Origin of the sequence: Actinomadura sp. J1-007 (assembly GCF_009793335.1) — a bacterium.
GTDB lineage: Bacteria > Actinomycetota > Actinomycetes > Streptosporangiales > Streptosporangiaceae > Spirillospora > Spirillospora yumaensis.
In genome coordinates this window covers 139,107-162,807 of sequence record NZ_WING01000003.1, presented here as the reverse complement: position 1 = coordinate 162,807, position 23,701 = coordinate 139,107, and the positions used below count along the sequence as shown (strand labels likewise).

Annotated in this window: 27 protein-coding genes and 1 pseudogene; 16 read left to right on the top strand and 12 right to left on the bottom strand. The window is 70.4% G+C overall.

Annotated features, from left to right (window positions below):
- Positions 1–73: 73 nt before the first annotated feature.
- Together GEV43_RS42090 and GEV43_RS42085 are read right to left on the bottom strand one after the other, a co-directional pair.
- Positions 74–226 (bottom strand): hypothetical protein, encoded by a 153-nt coding sequence (locus tag GEV43_RS42090; protein ID WP_206681671.1) that lies wholly within the window; start codon positions 224–226, stop codon positions 74–76.
- 133 nt (positions 227–359) lie between these two features.
- Positions 360–833: a MarR family winged helix-turn-helix transcriptional regulator gene (locus GEV43_RS42085; RefSeq protein WP_160826269.1), complete on the bottom strand. Its 474-nt coding sequence runs from the start codon at positions 831–833 to the stop codon at positions 360–362.
- Positions 834–973: 140 nt separating this feature from the next.
- Between GEV43_RS42085 and GEV43_RS42080 the strand changes: the two genes are divergently transcribed.
- Both GEV43_RS42080 and GEV43_RS42075 read left to right on the top strand, forming a co-directional pair.
- Entirely contained in the window at positions 974–2,584 is a 1,611-nt protein-coding gene (locus GEV43_RS42080) for an MFS transporter (protein WP_241684469.1), read from the top strand.
- Positions 2,571–3,992, top strand: a complete 1,422-nt coding sequence (locus GEV43_RS42075; RefSeq protein ID WP_160826268.1) for an MFS transporter — start codon at positions 2,571–2,573, stop codon at positions 3,990–3,992. The genes GEV43_RS42080 and GEV43_RS42075 overlap by 14 nt, the downstream gene beginning before the upstream one ends.
- 107 nt (positions 3,993–4,099) lie before the next feature.
- Here the strand turns inward: GEV43_RS42075 and GEV43_RS42070 are convergent, their stop codons facing one another.
- Both GEV43_RS42070 and GEV43_RS42065 read right to left on the bottom strand, forming a co-directional pair.
- Positions 4,100–4,921, bottom strand: a complete 822-nt coding sequence (locus GEV43_RS42070; RefSeq protein WP_160826267.1) for an SAM-dependent methyltransferase — start codon at positions 4,919–4,921, stop codon at positions 4,100–4,102.
- A gap of 143 nt (positions 4,922–5,064) precedes the next feature.
- Positions 5,065–6,474 carry an MFS transporter gene (locus GEV43_RS42065; RefSeq protein ID WP_160826266.1) on the bottom strand — a complete coding sequence of 470 codons (1,410 nt, stop codon included), beginning with the start codon at positions 6,472–6,474 and terminating at the stop codon, positions 5,065–5,067.
- A 78-nt stretch (positions 6,475–6,552) separates the two neighbouring features.
- Here GEV43_RS42065 and GEV43_RS55635 point away from each other — a divergent pair.
- Positions 6,553–6,711: pseudogene (locus GEV43_RS55635) on the top strand (TetR/AcrR family transcriptional regulator); the annotation flags it as partial.
- A 502-nt stretch (positions 6,712–7,213) separates the two neighbouring features.
- Here the strand turns inward: GEV43_RS55635 and GEV43_RS52645 are convergent.
- From GEV43_RS52645 to GEV43_RS48800, 4 genes are read right to left on the bottom strand one after another with little or no spacing between them, the layout of a single operon-like run.
- Complete coding sequence (locus GEV43_RS52645) at positions 7,214–7,372, bottom strand: hypothetical protein (RefSeq protein ID WP_241684718.1); 159 nt, start codon at positions 7,370–7,372, stop codon at positions 7,214–7,216.
- A 49-nt stretch (positions 7,373–7,421) separates the two neighbouring features.
- The gene (locus tag GEV43_RS48810; RefSeq protein WP_206681670.1) at positions 7,422–7,667 is read right to left on the bottom strand and encodes a zinc-binding dehydrogenase; all 246 of its coding nucleotides are present in this window, start codon (positions 7,665–7,667) and stop codon (positions 7,422–7,424) included.
- A complete protein-coding gene (locus tag GEV43_RS48805; RefSeq protein WP_206681669.1) occupies positions 7,664–8,059 on the bottom strand; it encodes a hypothetical protein in 396 nt (131 codons plus the stop codon). The genes GEV43_RS48810 and GEV43_RS48805 overlap by 4 nt, the downstream gene beginning before the upstream one ends.
- Positions 8,059–8,370, bottom strand: a complete 312-nt coding sequence (locus GEV43_RS48800; RefSeq protein ID WP_206681668.1) for an alcohol dehydrogenase catalytic domain-containing protein — start codon at positions 8,368–8,370, stop codon at positions 8,059–8,061. The genes GEV43_RS48805 and GEV43_RS48800 overlap by 1 nt, the downstream gene beginning before the upstream one ends.
- Before the next feature lie 83 nt (positions 8,371–8,453).
- Between GEV43_RS48800 and GEV43_RS42050 the strand changes: the two genes are divergently transcribed.
- The 4 genes from GEV43_RS42050 to GEV43_RS42035 all read left to right on the top strand — a co-directional run bounded on the left by GEV43_RS42050 (position 8,454) and on the right by GEV43_RS42035 (position 10,172).
- A complete protein-coding gene (locus GEV43_RS42050; protein WP_160826264.1) occupies positions 8,454–9,026 on the top strand; it encodes a TetR family transcriptional regulator in 573 nt (190 codons plus the stop codon).
- Positions 9,027–9,164: 138 nt separating this feature from the next.
- A complete protein-coding gene (locus tag GEV43_RS42045) occupies positions 9,165–9,491 on the top strand; it encodes a PadR family transcriptional regulator (RefSeq protein WP_160826263.1) in 327 nt (108 codons plus the stop codon).
- Positions 9,488–9,844, top strand: a complete 357-nt coding sequence (locus GEV43_RS42040) for a DUF1048 domain-containing protein (protein ID WP_160826262.1) — start codon at positions 9,488–9,490, stop codon at positions 9,842–9,844. The genes GEV43_RS42045 and GEV43_RS42040 overlap by 4 nt, the downstream gene beginning before the upstream one ends.
- 1 nt (position 9,845) lies before the next feature.
- Positions 9,846–10,172: a DUF1048 domain-containing protein gene (locus GEV43_RS42035; protein WP_160826261.1), complete on the top strand. Its 327-nt coding sequence runs from the start codon at positions 9,846–9,848 to the stop codon at positions 10,170–10,172.
- A gap of 169 nt (positions 10,173–10,341) precedes the next feature.
- Here GEV43_RS42035 and GEV43_RS42030 read toward each other — a convergent pair whose 3' ends face one another.
- Complete coding sequence (locus GEV43_RS42030) at positions 10,342–10,953, bottom strand: TetR/AcrR family transcriptional regulator (RefSeq protein WP_160826260.1); 612 nt, start codon at positions 10,951–10,953, stop codon at positions 10,342–10,344.
- A 146-nt stretch (positions 10,954–11,099) separates the two neighbouring features.
- Here GEV43_RS42030 and GEV43_RS42025 point away from each other — a divergent pair, with 146 nt between their 5' ends.
- The 6 genes from GEV43_RS42025 to GEV43_RS42000 all read left to right on the top strand — a co-directional run bounded on the left by GEV43_RS42025 (position 11,100) and on the right by GEV43_RS42000 (position 17,430).
- Positions 11,100–11,930, top strand: coding sequence for an alpha/beta fold hydrolase (locus tag GEV43_RS42025; protein ID WP_206681667.1), 831 nt, complete (start codon positions 11,100–11,102; stop codon positions 11,928–11,930).
- Positions 11,931–12,370: 440 nt separating this feature from the next.
- Complete coding sequence (locus GEV43_RS42020; RefSeq protein ID WP_160826259.1) at positions 12,371–13,009, top strand: M15 family metallopeptidase; 639 nt, start codon at positions 12,371–12,373, stop codon at positions 13,007–13,009.
- Entirely contained in the window at positions 12,895–14,148 is a 1,254-nt protein-coding gene (gene alr / locus GEV43_RS42015; RefSeq protein WP_309240268.1) for an alanine racemase, read from the top strand. Before GEV43_RS42020 ends, alr begins: the two co-directional genes overlap by 115 nt.
- Complete coding sequence (locus tag GEV43_RS42010; RefSeq protein ID WP_160826257.1) at positions 14,145–15,122, top strand: D-alanine--D-alanine ligase; 978 nt, start codon at positions 14,145–14,147, stop codon at positions 15,120–15,122. The genes alr and GEV43_RS42010 overlap by 4 nt, the downstream gene beginning before the upstream one ends.
- Positions 15,123–15,357: 235 nt before the next feature.
- Positions 15,358–16,446 carry an NAD(P)/FAD-dependent oxidoreductase gene (locus GEV43_RS42005; protein WP_241684467.1) on the top strand — a complete coding sequence of 363 codons (1,089 nt, stop codon included), beginning with the start codon at positions 15,358–15,360 and terminating at the stop codon, positions 16,444–16,446.
- Between the two features lie 180 nt (positions 16,447–16,626).
- Positions 16,627–17,430, top strand: a complete 804-nt coding sequence (locus tag GEV43_RS42000; RefSeq protein WP_160826256.1) for a DUF1684 domain-containing protein — start codon at positions 16,627–16,629, stop codon at positions 17,428–17,430.
- Positions 17,431–17,887: 457 nt separating this feature from the next.
- On the opposite strand, the gene GEV43_RS41995 is transcribed toward GEV43_RS42000, so the two are convergent.
- Positions 17,888–18,259, bottom strand: coding sequence for a MerR family transcriptional regulator (locus GEV43_RS41995; protein WP_160826255.1), 372 nt, complete (start codon positions 18,257–18,259; stop codon positions 17,888–17,890).
- A gap of 78 nt (positions 18,260–18,337) precedes the next feature.
- Here GEV43_RS41995 and GEV43_RS41990 point away from each other — a divergent pair, with 78 nt between their 5' ends.
- Entirely contained in the window at positions 18,338–19,597 is a 1,260-nt protein-coding gene (locus tag GEV43_RS41990; RefSeq protein ID WP_241684466.1) for an MFS transporter, read from the top strand.
- A gap of 364 nt (positions 19,598–19,961) precedes the next feature.
- On the opposite strand, the gene GEV43_RS41985 is transcribed toward GEV43_RS41990, so the two are convergent.
- The gene (locus GEV43_RS41985; RefSeq protein ID WP_160826973.1) at positions 19,962–20,408 is read right to left on the bottom strand and encodes a Tn3 family transposase; all 447 of its coding nucleotides are present in this window, start codon (positions 20,406–20,408) and stop codon (positions 19,962–19,964) included.
- 222 nt (positions 20,409–20,630) lie between these two features.
- Between GEV43_RS41985 and GEV43_RS41980 the strand changes: the two genes are divergently transcribed.
- A complete protein-coding gene (locus GEV43_RS41980; protein ID WP_160826253.1) occupies positions 20,631–21,314 on the top strand; it encodes a response regulator transcription factor in 684 nt (227 codons plus the stop codon).
- Positions 21,307–22,446, top strand: a complete 1,140-nt coding sequence (locus GEV43_RS41975) for a HAMP domain-containing sensor histidine kinase (RefSeq protein WP_160826252.1) — start codon at positions 21,307–21,309, stop codon at positions 22,444–22,446. The genes GEV43_RS41980 and GEV43_RS41975 overlap by 8 nt, the downstream gene beginning before the upstream one ends.
- A 76-nt stretch (positions 22,447–22,522) precedes the next feature.
- Here the strand turns inward: GEV43_RS41975 and GEV43_RS41970 are convergent, their stop codons facing one another.
- Positions 22,523–23,686, bottom strand: coding sequence for an MFS transporter (locus GEV43_RS41970; RefSeq protein WP_206681665.1), 1,164 nt, complete (start codon positions 23,684–23,686; stop codon positions 22,523–22,525).
- Between the last annotated feature and the right edge of the window lie 15 nt (positions 23,687–23,701).

The following is a 23,701-nucleotide window of genomic DNA, read 5'->3' as shown; positions in this document are numbered from 1 at the left end:
GCGCTCCGCACACCAGGCCAGGCCGATCCCGAACACATGGCCGCCGACCCCATGGGCACGGTGGAGTCTCCGGTCATGCGGCCAGCCGGGTCAGAGATCTCGACGTAGCCCGCGACCTGTCCGGCTGGTCCGGCTCATAGTGGATCGGCACCGCGCGCCGGGCGTCGAGGATCTCCGCGGCCGCGGCGGCCTGCCTCAGGTCCAGCGCGGCGGGCAGTGGGCTCAACGGCTGGCGGTACGGCGCGTCGACCACCGCGCCGCCCCCCGGGGCAGGACCCCGTCCTGACCGCACGCCAGAACGGGCACCGACCGAGCGCGCCGAGCAGGCCGAGCAGGCCGAGCGCGCCCCGGCGCGCAGGTCAGCGGGCTTCGGCGTTGTCGGGTGGGGTGCTGGTGAGGATGTGCGTGGCCCGTTCGAGTAGGTCGCGGAGCTGGTCGAGTTCGTCGGGGGTGTAGGCGTCGACGAGGCGCTGTTCGACGGCCACGGCGGCGGCGTCGGCCTTGCGCAGCAGTGACCGGCCGGCGCGGGACAGGCGGGTGACCAGCACCTGGGAGTGGTCCGGTGAGGGGCGGCGTTCGATCAGGCCGCGGGACTCCAGGGTCTTGAGGACGGTGGTCATGCTCTGCGGGGTGACCGCGCAGAAGCGGGCGAGCCGCGCGCCGGAGATGCCGGGGGACAGCGACAGCGCGTACATCGCGGCGTACTGCGGAACGGTCAGGCCGTAGGGGCGCAGCACGCGCGTCTTCTCCGCGATGAGCGCCTGCTCGGCGCGCTTGATCGTGTTGCCGGGGCGCCATGCCACCGACTCGTCGACCTGCTCCTCGGCTCCCACGCGCGCCTCCGCGTCCCGCGACCATCAGGCCCCTGATGTGCAGCCGAACTCTACCACCCGACTTGACGCGCTCCCCGACATGCAGCCATGCTCTGATGTCCATCAAGGTATTGATGGTTGTGGAACGGGAGGGGTCGAGCTTGTTCACCGAGGTAGCCGCGGTGCGGGGGAGGCCGGGGCCGACGCTCGCCGTGGTCTGCGCGGCCGTGTCGGTCCTGCCGGTGACCGCCACCGGCGCGGCGGAGGCGCAGGCGGACATCGGCGCCGACCTGCACGCCGGCCTGGCCGGCACGCAGTGGGTGGTGAACGCGTTCTTCCTGACCTTCGCCGCGTTCATGGCGTCCACCGGAGCGCTCGCCGACCGCGTCGGACGGCGCAGGATGTTCACCGGCGGGCTGGCCGTGTTCGCGGTGTCGATGCTGATGGCGGCGCTGGCACCGGACATCGGCCTGGTCGTGGCGGCCCGCGCGCTCGCGGGTGCGGGCGCGGCGGCGGCCACCACCGGCGGCAGCGCACTGCTCGCGCACGCGTTCCCCGGCGCCGCCGGGCGGGCCAAGGCGTTCGCCTTGTACGGCACGGTCCTCGGGCTCGGTCTCGCGTTCGGGCCGGTGCTCGCCGGGCTGCTGATCACCACGCTGGGGTGGCGGAGCCTGTTCGCCATCCCGGCGTTCGCGCTGCTGCCGAGCCTGCTGGCCGCGCCGCTGCTGAACGAGTCGCGGCGACCCGGCGGCGGGCCGATGGACTGGGGCGGCGCGGTCACGTTCACCCTCGGGCTCGGCGGCTTCACCCTCGGCGTGGTCGAGGGCCCGGAGCTGGGCTGGGGGCATCCGGTCGTGCTGGCGGGCCTGGCCGGGTGCGTGGTCCTGCTGGCCGCGTTCGGCGTGGTCGAACGGCGCCACCCGGCCCCGCTGGTGGACCTGTCGCTGCTGGCCCGGCCGCGTTTCGTGGCGATCTCGGCGATGCCGTTCCTGCTCGCCTTCGGCTTCCTCGCGCCGACCATCGTGCTGCCGCCGTACTTGATGGCCACCTTGGGCTACACCGCCCAGCAGGCCGGGCTCGCGCTGATGCTGCTCACCGGACCGACGCTGATCATGCCGCCGCTCACCGGCGCCCTGGCGCGCCGCCTCTCCCAGCGAAGCCTGCTGGTGGCCACGTTGCTGCTGGTCGCGGCCGGTACCGCGCTGCTGGCCCTGGTTCCGGGCGGCGCGGGTCCCGCGGCGCTCGCCGGGCCGCTGATCCTCATCGGGACCGGGTTCGGCATCTCGCTGGCGATCATGGACGGAGCCGCGGTCTCCGCCGTCCACGCCTCCCAGGCGGGCATGGCGGCCGGGCTGTTCAACACCGTGCGGATCACCGGGGAGGTCATCGCCATCTCGGTGCTCGGCGCCCTGCTGTCCGCGCTGACCCGAGCGAACCTCACCGCCCGCTACGGGACGACCGCCGCGGCGGCGGCGACCGCGCACCTGCTCCAGGGCGACATGGCCGGTGCGGTCCCGGCCGGTGCCGACCCGACGGCCTTCGGCCGCGCCGCCACCAGCGGATACACCGGCGCTCTGCACGCCGCGCTCTGGAGCCTGAGCGCGCTGTCCCTGCTCGGCGCGCTGGCGGTCGGCCGCATGATGCGCCGACCCGACGCCGGGCCCGTCGCCCCCGGCGGCGACACCCGCCTCCCTGATGACCGGGCTCCAGCCCTCCGCGGGCGGCCGTACGGGGGTGTGAGCGGAGAGGAGGACATCGATGGCAACGCGTAAATGGATCCTGCTGGTCCTGTGCGGCGCGGAGCTCCTCGTCGGTGTCGACTTCGCGATCGTGAACGTCGCGCTCCCGGCCGTTCAGAAGGGGCTGGGCTTCTCCGGCGACGGGCTCCAGTGGGTGGTCACCGCGCTCGCCTTGCCGTTCGGCGGCTTCCTGCTGGTGGGCGGACGGGCCGCCGACCTGTTCGGACGCAAGCGCGTCTTGGTGGTCGGGTTGGCGCTGTTGACGGCGTCCTCGCTGGTGGCCGGGCTCGCCGTCGCACCGTGGATGCTGGTCGCCATGCGGGCGGTGCAGGGACTGGGGTCGGCGCTGGTCGCCCCGGCCGCCCTGTCCCTAATCACGACAGCCTTTCCGGAGGGCCGCGAACGGGAGCGGGCGCTCGGGGTCGCCGGTGCGGTGCTCCCGTTCGGATTCGTGGCCGGGATGGTCCTGGGCGGCCTGCTCACCGCGGTGAGCTGGCGGGCGACGATGCTCGTCAACGTGCCCGCGGGGGCGTTGGTCCTGCTCGGCGCGGTCCGTTCGCTGCCGGCCGACCGCGGCGGGTCCGCCCCGCGACGGCTGGACGTTCCAGGAGCCGTGAGCGGTACGGCCGCGCTGGTGGCCCTGATCTACGGGATCACCAAGATCGGTCCTACGGGGCCGTTCGCCGGGGAGGTCGTGGTGAGCCTCGCGGCGGGCGCGGCCCTCGGCGTGGTGTTCCTGGTGATCGAAGCGCGCACGCCCGCGCCGCTGGTGCCGCTCCGGGTGCTCGTCCAGAGGACGGTGTGGGCGTCGAACGTCCCCGGACTGATCACGTTCGCCGTCTCAGTCGGAGTGATCTACACCCTCAGCCTCTACCTTCAACGGGTCCTGGCCTGCACTCCATGGCAGACCGGGCTGGTCTTCGTGCTGATGGGGCTGGCGTCCATCGCGGCCGGCCGTCTGGCGCCCCGGGCTATCGCCCGGTTCGGCCCGCGGGCGACGCTGGCGGGAGGGTTGCTCGTCCAGGCCGCCGGAACGGTCCTGCTCGTCCTCCTGTCGCCGAACGCGACGAGCCTGGCGATCGTGCTGCCCGGATGCGGGGTCATCGGGTTCGGGCACATCACGTCCGTCGTCGCGTTCCGGACCGCCGCCACCGCCGGACAGCCCGACCACGAACAGGGCCTCGCCACCGCGCTCACGAACCTCGCCCAGCAGATCGGCGCGTCCGTCGGCGTCGCATTCTTCACCGCTATGGCGCAGTCGACCGAACCGGCGAAGAACGCCGAGGCGCGGCTGGTCAGCGGGACCCGCGACGCCGCCGTTCTCAGCGCCGCCCTCCTGTGCCTCGCCGCCCTCTTCACCGTCGTGGCCCTACGCGGGACGAGCACGCGTTCCCGTTCCCAAGGCAAGGCCACGCGAGCCGACCGCCGCGTGCCGACCTGACGCCCTCACGACCGGGACGGCGACGCCCGCCGCAGGGTCATGGTCACCCGCGATCGACCGCAGGGCCTTGCCGTTCAACGCCGCGGGCGGCTGGATGGTCCGGCTGGTCAGGGCTTGCGGGCGACGGCGCAGAACTGGTCGATCGGTTCGGGCGGCCCGAAGGGGGTGGCTTCCGGACGCCACAGTGGACAGGACACGACACCCGGCTCGACCAGGTCCAGGCCGTTGAACAGCTCCGCGATCTGGGCGGGGGAGCGGTGGACGCCGGGCGGTTTGCCGAACCGGTTCCACTGGCGGATCGCCTCGGCCATGCGCTCGCCGGTCACCTCGATCGTCGGGTGGGCGATCGCCAGGTAGCTGCCGGAGGGCACCGCGGCCATCAGGGTGTCGATGATGCCGCGGGCCTTGGCGTCGTCGGTGACGTGCCAGAGCACTCCCAGCAGCGTGATCGCCACCGGCCGGGTGAAGTCCAGGACCTGTGCGGCGCCGGACAGGATCGACTCGGGGTCGTTCATGTCGGCGTCGAGGTAGTGGGTGGCGCCCTCGGGGGCACTGGCCAGCAGCGCCCGCGCGTGCGTCAGCACCAGCGGGTCGTTGTCGACGTAGACGATCTTCGCGTCGGGCGCGAGGCGCTGCGCGACCTCGTGGGTGTTGTCCACGGTCGGCAGCCCCGTTCCGATGTCCAGGAACTGCCGGATGCCCGCCTCGCCGGCCAGGAACCGCACCGCCCGCCCCAGGAACAGGCGGTCGGCGCGAGCCTGGACGACGATGTCGGGCAGCGTCGCGGCGATCTGGTCGCCCAGCTCGCGGTCGACGGGATAATTCTCCCGCCCGCCCAGCCAGTAATCCCAGATCCGTGCTGAATGCGAAACGGTCGTGTCGATCTCGGGCGACGGCGGAACATCCGGCACAGGCGAGTCGGCGGCCATAATCCGTCTGCCTCCATTCGGCGGCGAACTCGGGGCGTGCCCCACCCTAAGGCTTATGCCACCGCAGGTCATTCGGCCTCGCAGCCCACTGCGACTTCACCACTCCACCCATTTCAACCGCGAGAACCTACAGGTCAACGACATCATTGCGCCTCCGTGCGGGGACGGCCGGGGGTGATGATGGCTGCGATCAGAGCTGCGGCGGTCGCCGCGACCGCCGCCAGGACGAAGCCGTCGGTGAATCCCGTCAAAGTCTCCCCGGCCAGGCTGGCCGCCGCGGCGCTGGAGATGACGGCGGCGCCGACGGAAGCGCCGAACTCGTGGAAAGTGCTGACGATGCCCGAGGCGATCCCCGATTCGTGCGGCGCCACCTGGCCCAGGGCGGTGGCGGAGGCGACGACGAAGAGCGCGCCCGTTCCCGCGCCCGCGATCGCCGTGCCGACCGTCACGCTGACCGGATGCAGCGACACGGCGGGAACGGCCATGCCGATCGCGGCGACCAGCAGGCCGCCCACCGCCAGCGGCCGCGTCCCGACGGTGGCGACGGCCCCTCCGGTGAGATGGGCCGCGAGCATCGTCGCCACCGCCACCGGCAGGAACAGCAGGCCCGTTCGCAGCGCGCCGTAGTCTTCGGCGTGCTGGAAGTAGAAGGTGCCCAGGAAGAACACCGCGATCATCAGCGCCGTCGCCATCACGATGAGGAAGGTGCCCGTGGCCACCGGCCGCCGTACCAGCAGGGCCACGTTCATCAAGGGCGACCTGACCGTCTTCTGCCAGACCGCGAACGCCGCGTAGCCGACCACGGCCGCCAGCACCAGCGTCCCGGTGGCGGCGGTGAGCCAGCCGTGGTCACCGGCGCGGATGAACGCGTAGATCAGGGCGACCGACGAGGCGGTGACCAGCACCGCGCCCGGCACGTCCAGCCGCGGCCGGTCCGAGGCCGTGCGCTGGTGCGGCAGCAGGCGGGCCAGGGCGACGAGGATGACCAGCCCGATGGGCACGTTGACGTAGAAGACCCACGGCCAGCCGGGTCCGGACGTGAGCACTCCGCCGAGGAGCACGCCCAGCGCCGCGCCTCCGCCGCCGAGCGCTGACCAGACGCCGAGCGCCTTGTTTCGTTCCTCCCCGTCGAACAGGCCCACCACCAGTGACAACGCCGACGGCGACAGCAGCGCCGCGCCGACGCCTTGGGCGATGCGGCCGCCCAGCAGCAGGCCCGGCGAGTCCGCCGCGTCGGCGATCCCGGTCGCCAGCGACGCCAGCGTGAACACCAGCAGGCCCGCCAGGACCACCCGCTTGGCGCCGAGCAGGTCGGCCAGCCGTCCGCCGAGCAGCATCAGGCCGCCGAACGTCAGGGTGTAGGCGCTGACCGTCCAGGTCACCGCCTGACGGCTCAGGCCGAGGTCGGTCTCGATGTGCGGCAGCGCGATGGCCACCACGGTGACGTCCAGGATCAGCATCAACTGCGCCACCCCGAGGAACCCCAGGATGCGCCATCGCAGCGGATGGACCCCGGGCCGCTGGCCGGTCGGTTCAGAGGTTGTTGAGGTCATGCCGACTCTCCTCGATCAACTCGTACGTCCATGTACGACTTATGAAGGGAGAGTAACACGTACTTTGCTGTACGAGTTATGATGTGGATCATGCCCGCCACCACCGGCCCGCGCCGCCGCGCAGACGCCGAACGCAACATCGCCCGCATCGTCTCCGCGGCCCGTTCCACCCTGAGCGCCGACCCGAACGCCAGCGTCGACGACATCGCCAAGGCCGCGGGCGTCGGCCGGATGACGCTGTACGGCCACTTCCGCACCCGGGCCGACCTGGTGGAGGCCGCGCTGGCCGACGCGCTCCGCGCCGGCGACCAGACGCTGGCGACGGTCGACCTCACCGGAGACCCGCGCCAGGCGCTGGCCCGGCTGCTGGAGTCCAGCTGGTCCCTGGTGGCGGAGTCCGCGGCCCTGCTGACCGCCGCCCAGGAGGTACTTCCGGCCGGTCGCGTCCGCGAGCTCCACACCGCCCCCGCCGAACGCGTCGAAGAGCTCGTCCGCCGGGGCCAGCGCGACGGCGTCTTCCGCACCGACCTGCCGATCACCTGGCTGGTGGGCGTCGTGCACTACGTCCTGAAGGGCGCCGCCGAGGAGAACCGCGCCGGCCGCATCAAAACCGCGGACATCGCCCACCTCGTCACAGCGACCGTCCTCCCGGCCCTGACCGCCTCCACACCAGCCCCCACCAACCGACCTAACGCACCCGCCCCTTGTCCCGCCAACCCCCGAGGTCTGCGCCCAACGCTCACCCGCCTTGGCCCAGGTCCCCGCAGTACCCGCCGAACATCGGGCGGATATGGCCGAGTTGGGGAGGTCGTTCGCGGCGACGCAGGTGTTCGCGGGCGAGGAACTGGAGCGCCTGCGAGGGTTCCCGGAGATCGGCCGGGACGAGGAGAAGAGGCATGCCCCGTTCCTCAACGAGGTGGACTCGCTTTATCAGGCTGGCAGGGCGATCACAGGACGAGCATGAGTTTGCCGCCGGGGCGGCGGGATTGGCTGAGCTCGGCCGCTTCCTGGATCTGGTCGAGGGTGTAGGTGCGGGCGACCGGTACGACCAGGATGCCTTCACCGGCGAGCCGGGCGAACTCATTGAACTGGTCGTAGCGGATCTCGGTGGTGATCCGGACGCCCAGTTCGGCTGCGGCGGCGAAGTCCGAGACGGTGAGGACACGGTCGGGATCCCCGGTCAGCTCGATCAAGGTCGGTAGCGAGCCGCCGGCCGGGCTGGGCTGGTCGGCGCGGTCGATCCGGCCCCGGTCGGCGCGGTGTCCAGGGCGCGGTCGACGTGGCCTCCGGCCAGTGCGCTGACGCGTTCGGCCATGCCCTCGCCGTAGGCGGTCACCTGGGCGCCGATCTCTTCCAGGGCTGCCGCCCGAGTCGGCCCGGCTGTGGCGATCACCCGAATACCCCGGTGCAGCGCGAAGCGCACCGCCGCCTCACCCACGGTGGTGCCCGCGCCGTGGACGAGCAGCAGCTCGCCCGGCTGGGCACCGAGGTCGTCGAGCGCGCGCCACGCCGTCTCGGCCGCCATCGGCAGCGCGGCGGCCTGCTCGGCGGTCACGCCCTCGGGGATGCGTGCCCATGCCGGCATCAGCGCGTACTCGGCGGCGCCGGCCGTCGGCCGTCGAAGGTGGCCGGGCCGAACACGCGGTCGCCGATCTGGACGCCGGTGACGCCCTCGCCGAGCGCGTCGACGGTGCCCGCGACCTCAAGGCCGAGCCCGCGCGGCAGCGGCGGCAGATGGTCGGCGAGGAGACCGTCGACGATGTGCCAGTCGGCCGGTGTCAGGCCGCACGCCCGCACGGCGATCCGGACCTGGCCGGGTCCCGGCTCCGGCTGTGGGACGTCGCGGAGCACGATCACGTCCGGGGAGCCGAACCGGTCGAATTGCAGAGCCTTCATGACGATCTCCTGGCTGATGACAGCATCTGTTGTCATCGACCGTACCAGCTGATGACAGCTCCTGTTGTCGTACCCTGGTGGGTATGCCGCGATGGGAATCTGACGCACAGGGCCGGCTCAAACGCGCGGCGCTCGAGCTGTTCGAGACGCAGGGGTTCGACCGCACCACGGTCGCGCAGATCGCAGGCGCCGCCGGCCTGAAGGAGCGCTCCTTCTATCGCTACTTCTCCGACAAGCGGGAAGTCCTCTTCGCCGGCAACGAACTCGAGGCCCACCTCGTCGCCCAGGTCGAGGCGGCCGACCCGGACCTCGCCCCGATCGAGGCGCTGCTGACCGCGCTGGGAACCGCCGAGGAGGTCTTCCGCCCACGCGAGTTCCTGCTGCGACGGGGAAGAGTGATCGCCGCCAACCCGGCACTGGCCGAGCGCGATCTGATCAAGCTCGCCGCCATCGCCGACGCGCTGGCACCGGCGCTCGAGCGCCGCGGCGTCGAGCCCGGCAAGGCTCGCTTCCTCATCGACGTGGTGCTGGCGATCCACCGGCGCGCCATGCCCCGCTGGCTGGCCGAGCCGGACACCACCCTCGCTCAGCTCATGACCCAGGCCGCCGCCGAGCTGCGCGAGGCGGTCACGCCGCCGGCTCCGACAGGCCGCTGAGTCCGCGGATAGCGCCACATCACGGCAGGTCAGGCATAACCGCCCGTTGTTCGGCGAGCACTACGGGGACCTCTACTCCGTGGTACTGTATAGTGGTACTCGGTAGTACGAGGTACTGGGAGGTGGGGAGGGTCCGCGATGGACGACCTGACGGAGATGTTGAAGGGCACGCTCGAAGGCTGCGTGCTCGAAATCATCGGCAGCGAGGAGACCTACGGGTACGCCATCACGCGCCGGCTGAACGAACTCGGCTTCGCCGACGTCGTCGAGGGGACGGTTTACACCATCCTGCTGCGGCTGGAGAAGAACGGTCTCGTCCAGGTGACGAAACGGCCGTCCGGGCAGGGGCCGCCGCGCAAGTTCTATGCGCTCAACGACGCGGGGCGCAAAGAACTCGCGACGTTCTGGGCCAAATGGGAGTACGTCACTTCACGGATCGACAAGCTCAAGGAGGGCGGGAGATGAACTTCTGGGAGACCGTGACGGGCAGCGATATCACCAGGGAATGGAAGGCGTTCGAAGCCCGAGCCGAGACGTTGCCGGCCGACTACCGGGCGGCGTGGGAAGAGATCAAGGGTCATCTCTTTCCCTACGCGGGCTTCACAGGTCGAAACCTGATGCCGATTCTCGACAATGCTCTGGGTCTGCTCGAAGAGACGGCGTCCGATGGGCAGAGCATTCACGAGGTGCTTGGCGACGACATCGGAGGCTTCTGTGCGGCGCTGGCCGGCGGGGAAGGGGCCCGGACCTATCGCGACCGGTGGCGCGACCAGTTGAACAGGAACGTCGCAAGGAAACTGGCCCGGCTGGGAGGCTGACGTGGGCATCCAGGACATCATCGAGGGCAAGAAGCAGTGGCGGGCGCACATGGCGCGGGTCAAGGCGCTCCCGCCGGACTACCAGATCGTCTACAAAGAGCTTCAGCGGTACATCTTCAAGGTCGGGCCGGTCGACCTGCTCAACGGGCCCCTGCTCTCAGAGATCATCGATTTCTTCGAAGAGGGCGTCGCGTCCAACAAAGGAGTCCTGGAACTCATCGGCAACGATGTCGCCGCCTTCTGCGACGACCTGATCAAGGACTCCCGCACCTACGCGGACCTCTATCAGGAATCCCTCAGCGCCAAACCCGGCACGCCCGAGAAGTAACACCCGCCGCGACCGCTGCCGAACGGCACCGCGAGAACGTCCACCACACCAAGGCCGAACTGAACGGCTGCCGTCCCGCCGCGACCGCCCCCTCCCGGATGCTGTACGAAACCGCCGACCGGGCCACCGGGCTTCTCCCGCTCAACGTCGAGGACGTGGTGTCCAGGGGTCAGTCGTCTGCGGGCTCGGCCGTCGTCGCGCGGGCGAGGGTGTCGGCCACTGTTGTGCAGGCGAGGCGGGCCACGGATCGCAGTTCGGCGTCGGGGGAGCCGGCGCGGCTGAGCACGGCCAGCGACTGGATGATGGCGACGACGAACGTGGCCAACTCGTCCAGGACGCGCGGATCGGCCGGCGCGGACGCCAGAGCCCCGCGGACCCGTCGGCGCTGGGCGTCGAGCAGGGCGCGCACATGGCCGCCGCTCTCCTCCCCGAGGATCGCCGACTGCGCGGCGGACTGGGCGATGAGGCACCCCGCGGGAACGGACGGGTCGGCGATGCGCGCCAGGACGATGTCCAGGAACGCCTCGACGGCCCGCACCGGATCGTCGGAGTGCGCGGCGAGCGCCTCCTCGTACTGAGCGCCGTAGATGGCCGCGTAGCGGTCGAGGCACTGGCGGAACAGGGCGTCCTTGCCGCCGAACGAGCCGTAGATCGAGCCTCGGCCCAGGCCCGTGGCGGCGCCCAGGGCGTCGAGTGAGGCGTCGGTGTACCCGCGCTGCCAGAACACGCGCATCGCCTGGTCCAGGGCAACGTCGACGTCGAACTGCTTGCGGCCTGACATGCCACACCTCCCGGATTCGTGGGCCGCCGTGATTCTACCCACATGTTGGACTGAACGGTCAAACTATCTTTGACCGTTCAGTCCATGATGGTTTAACGTGCTGGACGTACGCGCGAGGGAGAACCACCTAATCGAAGGGAAACGCCGTGAAGGCATCCATGGTCGAAGGTCCCGGATCGGTCAGCGGAGCGCCGCACCTGCCGCCCGGCTTCACCGACACCTTCACCAGTCGCTATGTCGACACCGGCGACGTGCGGCTGCACGCGGTCACCGGCGGCCAGGGCCCCGCGCTGCTGCTGCTGGCGGGCTGGCCGCAGAGCTGGTACGCCTGGCGACTGATCATGCCCGCGCTGGCCGCGGACTTCCAGGTCGTCGCGGTCGACCCCCGCGGCGTCGGGCTGTCGGACAAGCCGCGGGACGGCTACGACACCGGCACCCTCGCCGCCGACATGGTGGCGTTGATGGCGGCGCTCGGGCACCGGCGTTTCTCCATGGTCGGTCACGACGTCGGCATGTGGACCGGCTACGCGCTGGCCGCCGACCACCCCGAGCGGCTCGAACGCCTCGCCGTCGCCGAGGCCGCCATCCCGGGACTGTCCCCCTCACCGCCGCTCTTCCACGGCACCCAGGCCAACGACCGGCTCTGGCACTTCGCCTTCAACCGCCTCAGCGAGCTGAACGAGCTGCTCATCCAGGGCAAGGAGCGCGTCTTCTTCGGGCACCAGTTCGCCACCAAGGCCGTGCGCAAACTCCCCGACCACGCCGTCGAGCACTACGTCGGCCCCTCGCCACCGACCCCGACGCCCTGCGCGCCAGCTTCGCGTTCTACCGCGCCCTCGACACCACCATCGCGCAGAACGAGCGGCGCCAGACCCGGCGGCTGGCCATTCCCGTCCTGGCGATCGCCGGTGCGGGCAACTCCGGAGACCTGGTCGAGAAGACCATGCGGCTCGCCGCCGACGACGTGGAAAGCGTGATCATCCCCGACTGCGGCCACTACCCGGCCGAAGAGGCCCCGAGGAGATGCTGGCAGCCCTCAAACCGTTCCTGACCTCCACCGCGAGCCCGTCGCGCGGAGCCGCTTGACCTGCGCACCACCGGGCCCTCGCCCCGAACGAGCCAGCCGACCTGGCCCTGGTGCCCGGCCTCCAGGGTCACCGCCGAGCGCCGCACCCGCCAGGCAGAGCGCCGCCCCTGAAGAACCTGCTCCCGCACGCCCTGACGCACCAGGGGTTCCAGGCGGGGGAGTGACGCCCATGGCCCTGGTGCAGCGGGCGGCGTCGGCCCCGGCTCGCCAGCGGAGGGCCCCTGTCGCCGCTGCTTTGCGGCAGTTCCTTGACGGCGGTGGAACGGTATATCGCGGGCATATCAAAATTCGCATACGCCACCGCAACGGCCTTACGTCTTCTGTGGAGGTATGAACCACAGTGCATCACTGACAGCGCCAACTCGTCGCACGGGCAGGATCGTACTCGTCGGCCTAGGGATTCTCGGTGTAGCGATCGCTGCGTTCGTCGTTCGCCAATCGCTCGTGACGCTCGCCCCTTCGAGTTCGTCGGTCGGATTCGGCCAGGGGAACGGTAAGCAGAGCGCGCTGAACGAGGATGAGGGCGCCATTCCCGCCGGGAGGGCGGTCTCGGTGTTCGACGATGAAGTACCGGGGGTGGGCAGGCTCGATCCAGACCTTCTCGATGCCTTGCGACGGGCGGCAAAGCACGCGGAGGCCGACGGCATCAGGCTTCGGGTCAACAGCGGTTGGCGGTCGCCCGAGTATCAGCAGCGGTTGTTGCAGGACGCTGTCGCCAAGTACGGCTCGCAGGAAGAGGCCGCGCGGTGGGTGGCCACCGCGGACACGTCCGCCCATGTGTCCGGTAAGGCGGTCGACATCGGCCCGCCCGCTGCCGCGGCCTGGCTGTCTGAGAACGGCGCCGCGTACGGGCTGTGTCAGATCTACGCCAACGAGTCGTGGCATTACGAACTGCGTCCCGAAGCCGCCACCGACGGCTGCCCGCCAATGTATGCGGACCCGACCGAGGACCCGAGGATGCAGCGGTGAATCGGCTCGCTACCGTGCTTCGGCACCGTTCCGGCACCTTTCGGCCGCCGACTCTGCAGACGCTGCCTGCGGCGGTGACGGCGAACGTGGCGGAAGTCCGCGCGCGGACGCGGAGCACGATCATGGCCGTGGTCAAAGCCGACGGTTACGGCCACGGGGCCGTCACGGTCGCCAGAGCGGCCGTTGCCGCCGGTGCCGGGTGGCTCGGGACGACGAGCGTCGCGGAGGCTACAGCGTTGCGCGCCGCGGGGTTGGCGGTGCCGATCCTCACCTGGCTGCACCCCTCCGGGATCGACGCCGAGGAGGCGGCGGACGCCAGGGTCGACGTCGCGGTCGGGTCAGTGGACGAACTCGGCGCGCTCCTTGCGCAAGCCGCGCCGAGGGCTCCTGCGGCGGTGCGGGTTCATCTGCACATGGACACCGGAATGTCCCGTGGCGGCTGCCCCCGCAGGCAGTGGAACGACCTGATCGGACTCGCCCAGCAGGGGCAACAGGCTCGCAGAATCCGTGTCGCCGGGGTCATGGGGCACCTTCCGTTGGCCGACCGAGCCGATCCCGCGGCGAACGCACCGGCGGTCGCCTGTATGCGCGACGCGCAGAAGGCGGTCCAGGCGGCAGGGCTCGGTTCGCCGCTGGCCCATCTTGCGGCCACATCCGGGGCGCTGACCGACCCGGCGACACATTTCGGCATGGTCCGCGTCGGAGCGGGGCTCGTCGGCATCGACCCCTCCGAGACCGTGGAGTTGTACGGGGCGTCCCGGCTGACCGCGCCGATCGTTCACACGACGGCGGTCGGGGCCCGCACGCCGGTCGGTTACGCCGGCACGTACGTCACCGACCGTCCCACCCATCTGAGCGTCCTGCCCGTCGGCTACGCGGACGGGATCCCGCGTGAGTGCTCGCCCCAGGCGGGCGTAGAGATCGGCGGGCGCCGCTTCCCCGTCGCCGGACGGGTCTCGATGGACCAGATCGTCATCGACACCGGCGCCGAATCGTTCCCGGTCGGCACGTCCGCGACCGTGTTCGGCCCGGACGGGGGAGCGGTCCCGACCGTCCACGACTGGGCTCGCTGGGCCGGGACCATTCCGCACACCATCGTCACCGGCATCGGGCCGCGTGTGAGAAGGAGCACCGTATGACACGGCGAATCGTGGTGATCGGCGGCGGAGAGAACGCCGAGCACGACGTGTCCCTGGCCACGGCCGCAGCGGTCGCGGAGGCGCTGCGTTCCAGCGGGTTCCGCGTTGACGAGCTGACCATCGACCGCGACGGGACGTGGCGGCGAGGAGCCGATGCGCTCGGGCCGCAGGCCATCAGTTCCCTGGCGGCGGCACTGAACGCCATCGAACGCGCCGACGCCGTCTTCCCCGCAATCCACGGCCCGTGCGGCGAGGACGGGACCCTCGCGGCGTTGTGCGCCCTCACGCACACGCCGATGGTCGGCTCCGGCCTGCGCGCCGGAGCGCTCGGCATGGACAAATGGGCTACCAAGCTCGTGGCCGAGGCCGTCGGGATCCGCACCGCTCCCGGCCGGCTGGTGGCGGCGGCAGAGATCACCGACGTCGAGTTCGAGAAGGACGTGGTGGTGAAACCGGCCTCGGCCGGATCGAGCTACGGCGTCACCTTGGCCCGCGACGCCTCCCAGCTACGCGACGCGCTGGACTGCGCGGCGCGGTTCGACGACCGGGTCATGATCGAGGAAGTCGTCGCGGGCAGGGAGATCGACGTGGCCGTCCTGCGCGAGGCGGACGGCCGTCGATGGGCGGCGCCACCGCTGGAGATCCACACCGAGGGCCCCTTCGACACCGTGTCGAAGTACGACGGTTCGGCCCGGTTCGGTGTGCCCGCCGACGTCCACGGCGCGGAGCTGGCGGCCCTGACCGGGGCGGCGCTGCGGATGTTCGACGCGCTCGGCTGCGCGGGGGTCGCCCGCGTCGACTTCTTCCTCACCGACCAGGGCCCCGTCCTCAACGAGATCAACACCATGCCGGGAATGACGGCCGAGTCCCAGGTGCCGAGGATGTTCGCCGCCGCCGGGCTGCCGTACGAGCGGCTGGTGGCCCGCCTGGTCGACGCCGCCACCGTCCCCGGCCCCCCGGAAACCGCGAGTTGATCGCACAAGTCCATGCCCCGTCCGGCCGTCCGGCCCGTACGAGGTCGACCAGGAGGGCGCGAACGGACAGCCGACGCTGTTTTGACTCGCACCCCGACGATCGCCGCTCCCAACGGCCGACCGCGCCGGGCCTCGGGTCCGGGACTCGGGTCCGTGATCACCGGCCCCGGTGTCCCGGCCCCGAGTCCCGGCCCGACGGTCACCTCTCCGTCCCGACGCGCCCTGCGCGCCGCCGATGGCGAACGGCACGCCGTTGCGCTTGCTGAAGCGGCAAAGAACTTTGCTGTCGAGGGCGCGGATGGCGCACTCTCTGAGCATGACGAACAACCAGGAAGCCGCACTGCTGTCCGCCGCGCCGGACACGGCGGACGTGGCGGCGGAAGTCGACGTTCTCGTGGTCGGTGGCGGACTGTCCGGTTTGGGGGCGGCGCTCACGCTGGTCCGGGCGCGCCGTTCGGTCCTTGTCGTGGACGCGGGCCAGCCGCGCAACGCTCCGGCGGCCCACTCGCACGGTTTCCTCACCCGCGACGGCGTTTCCCCGCTCAAGCTGTTGGAGATCGGTCGGCTCGAAGTACGCGGCTACGGCGGCACGATCGTCGAGGGCGAGGTCGTTTCGGTGGAGCGGACGGCGGACGGCGGGTTCGAGGCCGTCCTGTCGGACGGCAGCTCCCGCCGTGCGCGCCGGGTGCTGGTGACCACCGGCCTGGTTGACGAGCTGCCCGACATCCCGGGGCTGCGCGAGCGGTGGGGCCGCGACGTGGTGCACTGCCCCTACTGCTTCGGCTGGGAGGTGCGCGACCGCCCGCTCGGTGTGCTGGCCACCGGCCCGCTGGCCGCGGCGCAGGCGCTGATGTGGCGGCAGTGGAGCGATGATGTGATCTTGCTGCGGCACACCGCGCCCGATCTGACCGATGAGCAGCGGAGGCAGTTGGGCGCCCGCGGCATCGGCGTCGTGGACGGCGAGGTGGTCGGAATCGAGGTCAAAGGCGAGAACATCACCGGCGTTCGCCTGGCCTCGGGGGAGGTCGTTCCGCGTGGCGTGGTGGTGGTCGGCCCGTGGTTCGCCGCCCGGCACGGCCTGCTCGACGGGCTGGGCGCCGCCGTGATCGAGCATTCGGCCGGCATCGGTGACCAGGTGCAGGCCGATCCCGCCGGGCTGGCGGCGCCCGGGGTGTACGTCGCGGGCAATGTCACCGACGTCACCGCCGGTGTGATGCAGTCCGCCGCGTCCGGTGTGACCGCCGCGGCCGCGATCAACGCCGACCTGACCGCCGAGGACACCGCCCGCGCCGTCACGGCACACGCAGGCGCCGCCCGCGCCTGACGCTCGGCGCCGCTCGCCCGCCTCTTCACGTCCGGACGCCCGCCGCTTCACGTCCAGACGCCCGGCAGCTCACCCCGACGTTCCTTCAGCTCCATTGCGAGCCGTGCCGCGTCCAATGACAACGGTCTCGTCCCGGACGCGCCGGCCGCGAAAACGCGTTCCCATCGATTGGAGAAACGCATGACCGAGACAACGACCAGCACCGGCGCTCTGTTCGAGCAGGAGTGGCGCGAATGGCGGGCCGGCTGGGAGCAGTTCCTGACGCAGCCCTTCGGCTGGCTCGCCGTGACGTCCACGACCTGGGTGGAACCGGAACCGGGCCACTACCCCGGCCTGCCTGGGCTGTGGTGGCAGGAAGGCGACGAACTCCACATCGATCCGCAAGGGCTGGCGATGTCGTACGGCGGTGAGTCCTTCACCACCGTCCGCGCATTGAACCTGAGTGATGCTCCAGACGACGTCCGGATAACCGCCAGGGACCTGCAAATCGGAGTCACCTACCGGGACCAATATCTGCTCGTCGTCTACGATCCCCGCGCTCTGGCCCGGACCGGTTTCCGGGGTGTGCCGACCTACGCCCCCGATCCTCGCTGGGTACTGGAAGGACGGTTTGAAGCCCACGGCGCGGCGAAGACGGTTTCGCTCGACAGCGTGGGAACCGACAGCCACACCTATGCCTCGCCCGGCATCGTCAGATTCGCCCACGCGGGCCAGGAGCACACCCTCGTCCTCACCAGTTCCGCGAACGGCATGGCCACCGTGTTCAGCGACACGACCAGCGGTGACACCACCTACGGCGCGGGCCGCTCGCTGACGATCCCCAAGCCGGACCGGAACGGGACCGTGGTGCTGGACTTCAACCGCGCGCTGAACCTCCCGTGCGCGTTCAACGACGTGCCCGTCTGCCCGGTGGCTCCGCCGCAGAACCGGCTTCCCTTCGCCGTCGAAGCAGGCGAGAAGACCCCGCCGGACTCGCCCGCATGATCCCCGGGCCAGTTCGCTTCCGAGGCGGCGAACGAGCTCTTAGCGAACTCACCGCCGGAACCAACTAGTGTTCTGCGGCCCCTGCGAACAGAGCGGCACGTTCAAACGGGGGAACGCCCCCTGCACGCCGGTACGGCGTCCTACTCCCGAAGCTGTCCCCAGCCCAAAGTAGGCTCAGATGATCGCGGACTCGCAGGTCGCGTGGTGTCCGGCGCATTCGTCTAACGACCGTCTGATGAACGCGGCCGGGAGCACCTTCAGACGGGCCGCCGTGTCCGGTTCAACCGTTCATCTTGCCGTTCATTTTCCCATAGCGTTCAGCTACCTCACGCGACACGTTTGATGAACGGAGGCGCTCTTCGATGGCGCTCATCGGCCTGGTCCGGGTCAGCACCGACAAGCAGAACATTTAGCGGCAGCACGACGCTCTCGACCCAAGACCTACTGGGGCGTCTCATCAGGAAGCTCGGATTTCGTGGCTCACGGCCTCGAGGTAGTCGTTGATGGCTCGGTGGTTTTTCGTGAGGCATTCGATCTTCTCTGCCATGCGGTCGCGTTCGTGTTCGAGTGTCGCAATCATGTCTGGGGTGACGTACGGCAGGTAGATCTCCCTTGAGCTGTCCAGGCAGGGAAGGATCTGCTTGATGATCCGGGTGGGCAGGCCGACTTCGAGGAGGCCCCGCACTTGCCGCACCCGGTCGACAACGTAGGCCTCGTAGCTCCGGTACCCGTTGGGGAGCCGTTCGGAGTGGATCAGCCCCTGTTCCTCGTAGTAGCGAAGCATCCGCACCGGCGTGTCCGTGCGCTGGGAGAGCTCACCGATCTTCATCCCCACACCCTTCGTGTCTGGCCTCCGATGCAGCCGGACTTGACCCTCACACTAATGTCACACATTGATGGTGAGGGTATGACACGAACGGATTCACCACCATCCCCTTCCGCCGCCGACGCACGGTTCCCTCTCGCGGGTCTGCTGGCTCTGGCTGTCACGGGGTTCATCACGCTCCTGACGGAGACGATGCCCGCTGGGTTGCTGTCGCAGATGAGCCGCGGCCTGGGAGTGAGCGAGGCGGCTGCGGGGCAGAGCGTCACGGTCTTCGCGATCGGGGCGATTCTCGCGGCGGTCCCTCTCACGAGAGCCACGATCGGCTGGCGACGCAAGCACCTGCTGCTGTTCGCGATCTCCGGGTTCGCGGTCGCCAACACGGTCACGGCCTTTTCCGACAGTTTCGCGCTCACCCTGGCCGCGCGGTTCCTCGGCGGGATCGTCGGCGGCATGCTCTGGGCGCTCCTTGCCGGTTACGCCCGGAGGATGGTTCCCGCGCACCAGCGCGGCAAGGCCATGGCCATCGCGATGGCGGGCGCTATCGTTGCATTGTCCGTCGGGGTCCCCGCAGCCGCGTTCCTCGCCAAGGCCGTCGAATGGCGATTCGCGTTCGGGATCATCACGCTGGTCACTCTCGCACTGATCGCATGGGTGATCGCCGCCGTTCCGAACTTCCCCGGCCAATCCAAGGGCGCACGACTGCCGCTGGCCCACACGTTCCGTCTGCCCGGAGTCGCCCCGATCCTCGTCGTGACGTTGACGTTCGTGTTCGCACACAACATCCTCTTCACCTACATCGCCCCGTTCCTGGCCCCGCTCGGCATGGCGGGTCAGATCGATTCGGTGCTGCTCACCTTCGGCCTGGTCTCGCTCGTGAGCATCTGGCTCACCGGCGTACTCATCGACAGGCACCTGCGCATGCTCATGATCCTGGCCTGCGCGCTCCTAGCCACAGCCGCTCTCATCCTGAGCGTCTTCTCTGGCACCCCCGCCCTCGTGTACGCCAGTGCAGCCCTGTGGGGACTCGCGTTCGGCGGTGCGTCAACCCTGCTGCAAACCGCGATCGCTGACGCCGCAGGCGCAGCGGGCGACGTCGCACAAGCACTCCTCACCACATGCTGGAACATCGCGATCGCCGCAGGCGGGATCATCGGCGGTATCACCCTCAACGTGCTGGGACCCCCCTCCTTGAGCTGGATCACACTCGCGCTCCTGCTCCCGGCGCTCGCTATCGTCATCGGCGCACGTCGACACGGATTCACCAACCGCACATTCGAACGCGAGACCGCTTCTGAACCGGACGCGCGACACCAGACAGCCGAAAACGGCGCGCTGGCGTGATCGGTGGCGTCGCCTCTTGCATCCGCCGCCTTGTGGCGAGGACGAGGCGCAAGTCCTTCGATTTTCCCGGTAGAGGCCGCGGAGCGCCACCGCGCTCCTAATGCAGAGTTGTGGAGCTGCGACGATTCGTGACAACTCCCTGCGCTTTGAAGCTGGACGGTTCCGGACTTGTGCGGGGGCGGGGCCTCGTAGCCTTGGTCGGCGGACGGGCCGCACCTGCCCGCAATGGCCCCGTCGCGAGGCCCCGCGCGGGGTCCCCGTACAAGTCGGGAACCGGCCAGCGGCATCGATCCCGGCCGCCCGAGCGGCTCGACGGAACCGACCTCCGCGCGCTGATCATGCCCTGGCCGCCCTCTCGACACCGTCAGACGGCGAGGTCGACGTCGAGGTCCAGGTGCGCCTCCATGTCGATTTCGATGGTTCCGTACAGGTTGGCGTGCGACCAGAACAGCGGGGACAGGGCGCGACGGTCGGCATCGGTGAGCCGGCCGGCCCATGCGGGGTCCTTCAGGATCGACTGGACCAGCAGCGTGTTGATGAACACCAGCGCCGACCGCAGCAGGTGCAGGCAGAGCATGGACACCTCCTGGTTCTCCCGGTCGGTGCCGGTCAGCCTGCCGTCCTTGCCGTAGAACAGGTCGGTGTTGGCGCTGTTCCAGTTCTCCACCACCTGCAGGCCCTCGTGGATCTCCCGGCGCAGATCCTCCGAGGCCATGTACTCGGCGATGAACACGCTCTTGACCGCGCGGCCGACCCCATCGATCGCCCCGTAGGTGGGGTGCTTGGGGCCGCCGCGAGTGAAGCGGCGCAGTCTTAACTCATCGCTACTTTGGGGCTGGGGACAGCTTCGGGAGTAGGACGCCGGTACGCGCGATTCGTGGCGGCCACGAACCGTAACGGTGGTCTAGCTCGTCGCTACTTCGGGGTTGGGGACACGTTCGGGGGCGGGGGGCCGCGGCGGGCAGAGGGCGCCATGGCCCCGCGCCCGGGTTTGCATATGTCAGCGATATGCCGTGCCGCATAACCTTCAGGGATGCGCGTGCTGATCGTGGAGGACGAGCCCTACCTGGCCGAAGCCGTCCGTGACGGCCTCCGGCTGGAGGCCATCGCCGCCGACATCGCCGGCGACGGCGACTCCGCCCTGGAGCTGCTCAGTGTCAACTCCTACGATCTCGCGGTCCTGGACCGTGACATCCCCGGGCCCTCCGGGGACGAGGTCGCCCGGCGGATCGTCGCCTCCGGCAGCGGCATCCCGATCCTCATGCTCACCGCCGCCGACCGGATCGACGACAAGGCCACCGGATTCGAACTCGGCGCCGACGACTACCTCACCAAACCCTTCGACCTCCGCGAACTCGTCCTGCGGCTGCGGGCCCTGGACCGCAGGCGCGCCCACGCCAGGCCCCCGATCAGCGAGATCGCGGGCCTGCGGCTGGACCCGTTCCGCCGGGAGGTGTTCCGCGATGGACGGTACGTCGCGCTCACCCGCAAGCAGTTCGCCGTGCTGGAGGTCCTCGTCGCCGCCGGCGGCGGTGTCGTCAGCGCCGAAGAGCTCCTGGAACGGGCTTGGGACGCCAACGCCGACCCGTTCACCAACGCCGTCCGCATCACCGTCTCGGCCCTGCGCAAACGACTCGGCGAACCATGGCTGATCGCCACGGTGCCCGGCGTCGGCTACCGGATCGACACCACCCACCCAGGCAGTACCGATGAATAGACGCCCGGGGCTCAGCGCCCGGCTGAAACTCACCCTCAGCTACGCGGGCTTCCTGCTCCTCGTCGGCGCTCTCCTGCTGGCCGTGGTGTGGGTGTTCCTGCTGCGCTACGTTCCCGACGGTACGACTCCGGGCGGGCCGCAGGGCTTTCGGCACGGGGGGCCGCCCCCGCTGGTGTCTCCCGACCGTTCCGCCCTCCAGCGCGCGTTCGTCCCCCGCGCGGCCCAGGCGATGACCGTCCTCCTGTTGTTCGGCCTGCTGGGAGGATGGCTCCTCGCCGGCCGGATGCTCGCGCCACTCAGGCGGATCGCGGACGCGGCGCGGTTGGCCGCGGACGGGTCGCTGTCCCACCGGATCCGGATGGAGGGCCCCAGCGACGAGTTCCGCGAGCTGGCCGACGTGTTCGACAACATGCTCGAACAGCTCCAGTCCCACGTCGCCGAGCAGCAGAGGTTCGCCGCGAACGCCTCGCACGAACTGCGCACCCCGCTGGCGATCTCGCGGACGCTCCTGGACGTCGCCCGCAACGACCCCGCGGGCGACCAGGAGGAACTCATCGAACGCCTCCACATCGTCAACACGCGGGCGATCGACCTCATCGAGGCCCTCCTGCTGCTCAGCCGAGGCGACCGCAGGAGCTTCGCCCGCGAGCCCGTCGATCTGTCCCTCCTCGCCGAAGAGGCCGCCGAGACGCTGCTTCCCCTCGCCGAACAGCGCCGGATCGCCCTCGACGTCACCGGCGAGACGACCCAGACCGTCGGGTCCGCGGAACTCCTGCTGCGGGTGGTGACCAACCTCGTGCAGAACGCCATCGTCCACAATCTGCCCGTTCGCGGCACCGTGACGGTCCACACCGAGTCGCAGCCCCACGCGAGCGTGCTCCGCGTCGAGAACACCGGTTATCCGATCCCGCCGGACCTGATTCCGACGCTCACCGAGCCCTTCCAACGCGGAACGCAACGCATACGCATCGACGAGCACGCCGGTGTCGGCCTCGGACTGGCCATCGTGCACAGCATCGTCCGAGCCCACGACGGGACGCTGGATCTCACCCCCCGTCCCGCCGGCGGCCTTCTCGTCACGATCCGCCTGCCCCACCCGCCGCAAGGACCGCTCCCGCCCCGGGTCCGCTGACCCGTCGCTCGGAAATCCGGCCAAGGCCAAAGGCACGTCCGCGACGCGTGCTGGGCCGCGCGGCGATGGCACGTCGTCAACGGGCGGGATGGCTCACTTGGCGGTCCCGTCCGGCGCCGTACCCGGCACCCGCCATGGCGATGCTGAGGACGACCAGGACCACGAGCGGAAGCGCCCAGCCGTTCGCGCTGTCGTGCAGGATGCCGAGCAGGAGAGGCCCGGCCGCCGCCACGAGGTAGCCGACGGACTGCGCCATGCCTGCCAGCGCGGCGGCCTCGCCGGGGCCGGCGGCGCGTTCACTCTGGAAGGTCAGCGCCAGGACGAGGCACACGCCGCCGCCCAGACCGAGCAGCGTGCACGCCAGGACGGACAGCGCGGGGGCGGACAGCAGCACGGCGAAGCCGCCCGCCATGAGGACCGAGGCCCCGGCCGCCGTCCAGCGCTGGTCGAGACGCCCCCGGGTGAGCAGGGGCAGAAGGCCGCTGGCCGCCAGCGCGATCAACTGGTAGTAGAAGAGCATCCATCCGGCCGCGGTACTGGACGTTCCATGGTGGATCAGGATGCTGGGCAGCCACGCGACGGCGGTGTAGAAGGCCAGGGATTGCAGGCCCATGAAGACGCTGACCTGCCATGCGACCCGCGACCGCCAGGGGACCGGACTGTGGGTCGCGCCGCTGGACGCTTGGGGCCTGTCGCCCCGGATCCGGGGCAGCCAGAAGAGGAACGCCGCGACGGTGAAGGCGACACCCCATGCCAGGGCGGTGTGCCAGGAACCCGGCAAGGTGTGGGCGAGCGGCGCGGAGATCCCGGAGGAGACCGCGGCCGTGACGCCCATGACGGTGACGTAGAGGGCGCTGACGCCGTGAATGCGGTGCGCGGGCACGCTCCGCCTGATCAGTGCGGGCAGCAGGACGTTGCCGAACGCGATGGCGGCGGAGAGGATCACCGTCCCCGCGAACAGGCAGACCACGGAGGGAAGCGACCGGACCACCGTTCCGACGGCCAGCGCGCCGAGGGCCGCCACCAGCAGGCGCGCGCTGCCGAACCGGTGAGAGGCCCGCGCCACCAGAGGCGACGTCGCGGCGAACGTCAGCAGGGGCAGGGTGCTCAGCAGCCCGCCCCAGCTCGACGACAGGCCGCTGTCGCGCTCGATCGCCGGGAGCAGCGTGCCGACACCGGTGAGACCGGTACGCAGGTTCGCCGCCACGAGGCAGATCGCGAAGACGAGCCCGATCGTCACGGCGGGACGGTCGCC